The organism is Deinococcus arboris, from assembly GCF_009755355.1.
In the GTDB taxonomy this organism is placed as follows: domain Bacteria; phylum Deinococcota; class Deinococci; order Deinococcales; family Deinococcaceae; genus Deinococcus; species Deinococcus betulae.
The window spans coordinates 1-5,973 of sequence record NZ_WQLB01000066.1 but is presented as its reverse complement, the minus strand read 5'-3'; the positions used below and the strand labels follow the sequence as shown (position 1 = coordinate 5,973).

Below are 5,973 nucleotides of genomic sequence, written 5' to 3'. Positions count from 1 at the left end.
TTTAAGGAAGGAATCTATGTCTGAAGTAAAGATGACGGATGAGGATCTGGGGGATTTGGCTGCATACTTTGATGACAGGTCTAAATTCTTGCTTTCGAGCATTTCAGAAAACTTGGTGGCATCACAGCTTTTAGAGAATCTGCATTCAGATGTATTGCGCCATGATAGTTTATACATTTCAAGAATAGAGCACAGTCTTTGGCTATCCTTTCGGAATAAGATGCCAAGATTAACGGCTTTTACGAGCGATCGGGCAAGTGTAGAGGGTGCGAGATGGCTTATGCGAAATTTCAATTTGCATAATCTTGAGATTGTTAGCTACCAGACTCAGCAGGAGAGTGGTGGATTGGAGTTAGAATTTCGCATCCTGTTTGAGGATCAAGATGAAACGTACTCGATACCAATTAGAAAACGACACAATGGTGCAGGAAATACTTGGCATAAGTCGGCTAAGTTGGCAACTATACCCAGAGAGAAGGTTGTCACTTATCTCATAGAGCAATTTTATTTTAAGGAGTGTGTCGGTCTTGAGACCTATGATATTGTTAATTATGATCTTCTTATAGAGTATCGAGGAAAATTATCTGTTATAGAGGTTAAAAGTCGTAATAATTTTTTACCTGAGCTTAATCTCGAAATATCTAAAAATCAAATGCGCTCTCTAGACTACATGCTTGAGCAAAATATAAACACGATTATTCTTATTGTTGATAGAAACAACTTAGTCTACATCAACGAGGTGCGAGGTAAGAGATTCGAGTGCTTGGATTCCAATAAAAAATCTAGATATGAAATTAGGGGTTTCAGATCATTTGGCAATTTGGATGACTTAACTCTCCAGCGAATTGTTAAAACTTCAATCATTGACAATTTTGATAATGAGCGCCTTAATTTAATCGCTCGGGCACGAGAAAATGAAAGGAAGGATATCAAATTTATTTTTGAAGAAGCGAATGATCCTTTCTGTGAAAGAAATGAAGCTAGAGCGTATCTTCAATCGGTTGCCAGACGAGAAGTAGGCCTCACGGATTTTGGTCAGATATCCTTTGACGAAGATTGAGTGCAAAAACGAGAAGGTGATGGAAGCCAAGCGATTTGAATCAAGGCGGTTTGCCTCTGACCTGATACCGCCTGACAGAATGAGCTGCACCTCTTATGCTGGTGCTCCATGACCCTGGGCACCGATGGCGCCATTGATCTCCACGCCTTGCTCGCTGAGGCGCTAGCTTCCGACCGGGAAGCCTCACACTACGACTTCAAAGAACAAGCCCCCGATCATGTCAAGCTCCTGCGCCACCTGGTGGCCCTCAGCAATCTGCCTCGTGAAACCCCTGGTGGCCGCGCTTATCTCTTTATCGGCATCAGTAACACCCGTGAAGTCATTGGGCTCCGTGCAGACGATCCGAAAAAGATCCCGAGTGCAGACAAACGCGAAGTGCAGTTGAATAACCTGCTGCGCGATAATGTCGACTTTCGGCTGTCTATCCGGGTGCACGAACTGAAGCAGGACGACAAGACCCTGCATTTTGTTGAAATGCCTTGTCTGGGCTGGCCTTGGCGGCAACTCCACCGTGAGAATGAACACGAGTATGGCTTCTGGATTCGGCATGGAACCTCGTCGGTCCGGCCGACCACTGAGGAACTGGCTGCGCAGTGGAGCCAGACGGAACGGACCCTACAAGACCATGTCGTGGCTCTGGAATCGGCGTTGGTGGAGCAGCGCCAGGCGGCGCAAACAGCGGCTCAATCGCCTGGCAGCGCTGTCCTTCAGCCACAGACCTCTATCCAGGCCGTTCACTTCGGTTTCGCCACCCCAGAACGCACACTGCTTCGGATGGTTCGCCGCGACATCGGCCACTATCTCCAGGCCCATTCTGCTGCCGTGGATCGCTGGCAGGGCTTGCCACACTTTCAGCTGGACCGGCTGACCACCCAACAGGCGTATGAAGTGCATCCTGATGTCCAGGCGCAGGTTCAGGCGGCCATGGAGGGGCAAGAGGCCGTGGTGCGTCCCCTGGTGGAATTGGTGGCGGTCATCATGCACGACGCCGACCCGACAGACCGTGTACAGGTGGCGGTTCAGGAGATTGCGCAGGCGGTGGCGTTTACGTCGCACACGGTTGTTGGGCTCTCGGGTTTGACGTATGGGGCCTTGCGCGCCTATCCAGGCTATCTGCTGTGTTTTGGTGCCTGTGCTGCGGCTTTGCCTGTGCCAGACCTGACGGTCCTGGGCTTGCTGCTCACGCACCGTCAGCGAATTACGTATCCGACGGGTCGGCCAGGTCACTGGGATCTCATTGAGAGTATTGGGCTGCGTCCGCACTTGGACGCGTTGACTTTGACCTTTGACCGACGCCACCCTGTCGTGGCCACAGCGGAGCGCGCTCGCGAACTGTTTCACCAGGCGGATTGGCTGGGGGCCTATCTGCCCGCGACCATCAAGTCGAGGTTGACGCGGCAGGCGGAGGTGCTGCTGCTGCTGGCTTATGTGATGCAGGCGCGCACGCGGGTATCACAGGTGCCGTATGTGGATGGCGCGTGGACTCACTCGCCGGTCGCGCAGGAAACCTTGCAAGCGGCACTGTTTATTATTCAGGAGAGCTGGTCAACGATGCGGGCGGAACCCTTGCAGGGGGTGCTTGCCGCATTTGACGAGTTTGTCGCAGATGCGCACTGGCCCTATCAAGTCTCGGGACTTAAGGCTTATCAAGGCTTGCCGTCGCCTGCTTCTGGCTGAATGGCATGAGCCGCCCCAGTGCGCGTGCATTGGGACGGCTGTTGGTATGGATGTGGCCTTTAAAGCGAGTCACTGGTGAAGAGAAGTGTCTTCTTCGCTTTCAACAATTCGCGAAATGCCGTTGACGTACTCGAGAGTGAGAATCAGAAATGTAGTTGCCCAGAATGCATCGGCTTGAGTTCGGTAGTTCAGTGAGCCATGCTGAATTTCATTCCGTTTCGGAATCACCTTTTCTCTTGTTTTTGAAAAAATCTTGTAGTGTCGGCGAGTAAACTCTTCACCGTAAAAGTCTTCACTGTCAATGAGTTTTTCGTGCCACTTCTTCAGAACTTGCTTTCTTTCCTCTTGCTTTTGAGTTTCCCGAGTGTAAAAATATCCGGTTCCCAGGCCTAAGCGTGCTGTAAAGTCGGTATAAATTCCTTCGGCCTCGGCGACCATGAATGAGGCCACATTATCAACATTCTCTCCTTCACAGGCAAGGTTGAACTGTCTTTGAATTGAACCGAGTCGTTGAGCAGCAATGTTATCCTCTAAGCCAATACCCGTCAACTTATCTTTTACATAATCGAGGAGATCATTTTGTGCCGCCTTCATATATTTAATAGCGGTCTGCTCTGCAACTTCCCAACCTTCTTTGAGGTCGTCTAAGAGTATGATAGGGAGTAGAAAATCTGAGAAGTAAAGGACTGGGAGGATGTGCCATCCTCTTTCTTTAAAAATGTCAACGACAAACTTCGTTACTTTGTTGAGTTCTCTATCTCGCTCTTTTTCTTGTTGCCGTTGCCTTTCTCTAGCAATTTCCAGCTGTAGTATCGTGTGATCGATGAAATGGCTTGCGTACGGTGTGAATGTGCTGAGCCACTGGATGCGGGCGGTAAGATAATTTTCGGTTCGCAGAAATCCATTAAGTGTAGTGAAATCTATTTGGAGTGGTTTATGTTTGGGCGGTATCCAATAAGGAGGGTGCGTCGATAAGAGTCCAGATATACTTTTCTTATGGAAAGTGCTGAGTGGTGTTTGCATGCCCAGCATGCGTGAAAGAGTGTCTTGAGTTGATGGGAAGACTGAGTGGACGGGCAGGAATGGGGGCTCAAAGAATCGTCTTCTTTGTTCAAGCTGGCGGATGAAATCGTGAATGAAGAAGCGCTGACGCATGTTGTGTACTCCTTAGTGCCATTATCTGCCGATTGGTGCCGGCTGAATATCGGCACATCAGGCAGGGGGCTAAAAAACGGAATAGGCGTATTTGCTTAGACTAGAATAACGAGTGTTAATAGACAGACTAGACCATTTCCCCTTGCGCCACATGCCTCTTTCTACTGCGCGCAGTGACGCTATCTGTCATCAAAATTGAGTCAGATTACGCGCACCGAGCTTATTTGCCTTCATACACCAGTCAGAATGCAACAGGTCGGCCCATGGATGTGCATGCCTAGGTCAAGCAAAGCTTTGGTTGATTCAGGCCACGCTTTTGAGCTGTCTGACGCACTTCGCCTCCACTGCGTTCTTCATCTTTTAGTCCCTCAGTCAGTTGGAAAACTGTGGCAGTCTGATCAGTTTATAAACACAGCTAGGCTTAGTACGCGCACCAGCATACGCGTTCGCCGGGCAACCCTCCGGAGGCCCTGACCTTCTGCCCCGCGCTCCGGTTGACAGTCCTGATGACGCCTGGTCACCCCTGCTGACCTGGGCTTCACGTAGGCACGCGTTGCCTGATACAGTGCAGGTGGAACCTCATCCTCCGCCTCACGCCGGGGCCGAACAGGATTGCAGCGCAGACCGCACACCCATCGTCAACACGTCTCACCTCACATGAGCGTGCAACCAATGCCGGCGTGGCACGCTCGACAGGGGAGACCCATGTTGACGCTCAAAATGCACGCCACCCTCGCCACGGCGGTTCAGGTTTATGCGCCCCGCTTTCTCAAGACCAGCACTCAGCGCACGACGGCCCTGAACGCTGCCGCTCAGCTGCTCGGCTACCGGGACCACCGGACAGCCCATCACGAACTGGAGGCTGGCGACGAGCCCACGCTGACGGAGACGATTCGCGGCCAGGCCTTTCTCACGCGTGCTGAGCAAGCCCTTGCCCATGTCTGCCGGCAGAGTGGCGTGTCAGGCCACCTGATGCCAGCGGATGCAGCCGCCTTTGCCCAGGAGATGTTGGTGGCTTACAACCTGGGGCTCTGGCAGCACCTCGGTACCGGTGAAGAAGCGCTGTGGGCCCTGGTAGAACAGGGTCAAAGCACTGTGATTGCTGATCCCAGGCCATGGGTCAGTGCCGCGTTGCAGCGAGGCCTGGCCCAGGTCATGGGAGAAAGGCATAATTTAGAATTTGGCACGATGGACCATCACAACTTTTACACGGTGGTCAATCGCCGGCAACTTACAGGATTTCCCCAGGAGCAGGAGATCCGGACATTTGAAGGTGCGGAATTTTGGTTCCGGCAGGAGATTCCCAATTCATTTTTCCGGGCTCGGGTTGACGGTTCCACGCCCCGTCTGGCCTTGCCTTTCCTAATGCCGGAGTTTGAGGCTGAGTACGACGCGTACATGATGAGGATGTGCGACAGCGTGCATGCGGTCTATGCCATGGCTCCCCAGCCAGCGGTGGCCGCGTGGGCAGCGCTCTGCGGTGCCTCACCTGTCAAAGATGGGTTTACGCTCATTGGCGTGGTTGAAGACCAGCTGACCTTCGATTGGGTACCGACCCGGTAAGCTAGAGGGCATACGGTTCACGGCGGCAGCCTGCTGGTGTCTGCACCGCAACGTCCGTCTGCTCCATGCTTATGCACTGGCCTGAGCTTAGAGCGGAAACCCTCCGCTGGTCTCAAGGTGTCCCTTGAAGGCCATGCTGGATGTGCCCCTGAGGCACAGGAGGGGTGCAACGGGTACGGACTGCCGTTTCTGGCGTGTGCAACCCGGTTGGGTTGCACATACGCCGTGGTTCTTCTCCTGGATCGAATTGAATCGTTCCTGTGAACGATTCAATTCGAGTCTGTAGGGGTCTGAAGACCAATGCCACGGACCAAGACAAGGATTCAGATATCGCATTCTGACTGGTGTATGAAGGCAAATAAGCTCGGTGCGCGCACTGGGCATTGACCAGAGCATTCGGGAATGGCAGGTCAGACATCCTAACGCTGAACCAGTCCGTGAAGCGCCAGGGCACGGACCAGACCCCCAGACCCTGACCTTCAACAGCTGGGCCACAAGCACCAGGTCCTGCAGGCTTA

The 5,973-nt window shown here is 52.4% G+C and carries 4 protein-coding genes; 3 read left to right on the top strand and 1 reads right to left on the bottom strand.

Translation table 11 applies throughout. From position 1 onward, the window contains the following. The coding region (locus tag GO986_RS22225; protein ID WP_232337970.1) for a hypothetical protein at positions 1 to 1,060 on the top strand (1,060 nt) is incomplete at its 5' end. A gap of 108 nt (positions 1,061 to 1,168) precedes the next feature. Beyond that, positions 1,169 to 2,737 carry an AlbA family DNA-binding domain-containing protein gene (locus GO986_RS22220; protein WP_157461712.1) on the top strand — a complete coding sequence of 523 codons (1,569 nt, stop codon included), beginning with the start codon at positions 1,169 to 1,171 and terminating at the stop codon, positions 2,735 to 2,737. 69 nt (positions 2,738 to 2,806) lie between these two features. On the opposite strand, the gene GO986_RS22215 is transcribed toward GO986_RS22220, so the two are convergent. Further along, positions 2,807 to 3,892: a hypothetical protein gene (locus GO986_RS22215; protein WP_157461711.1), complete on the bottom strand. Its 1,086-nt coding sequence runs from the start codon at positions 3,890 to 3,892 to the stop codon at positions 2,807 to 2,809. Between the two features lie 705 nt (positions 3,893 to 4,597). On the opposite strand from GO986_RS22215, the gene GO986_RS22210 reads away from it, so the two are divergent. Further along, the gene (locus GO986_RS22210) at positions 4,598 to 5,455 is read left to right on the top strand and encodes a hypothetical protein (protein WP_157461710.1); all 858 of its coding nucleotides are present in this window, start codon (positions 4,598 to 4,600) and stop codon (positions 5,453 to 5,455) included. The last annotated feature ends 518 nt before the right edge of the window (positions 5,456 to 5,973 follow it).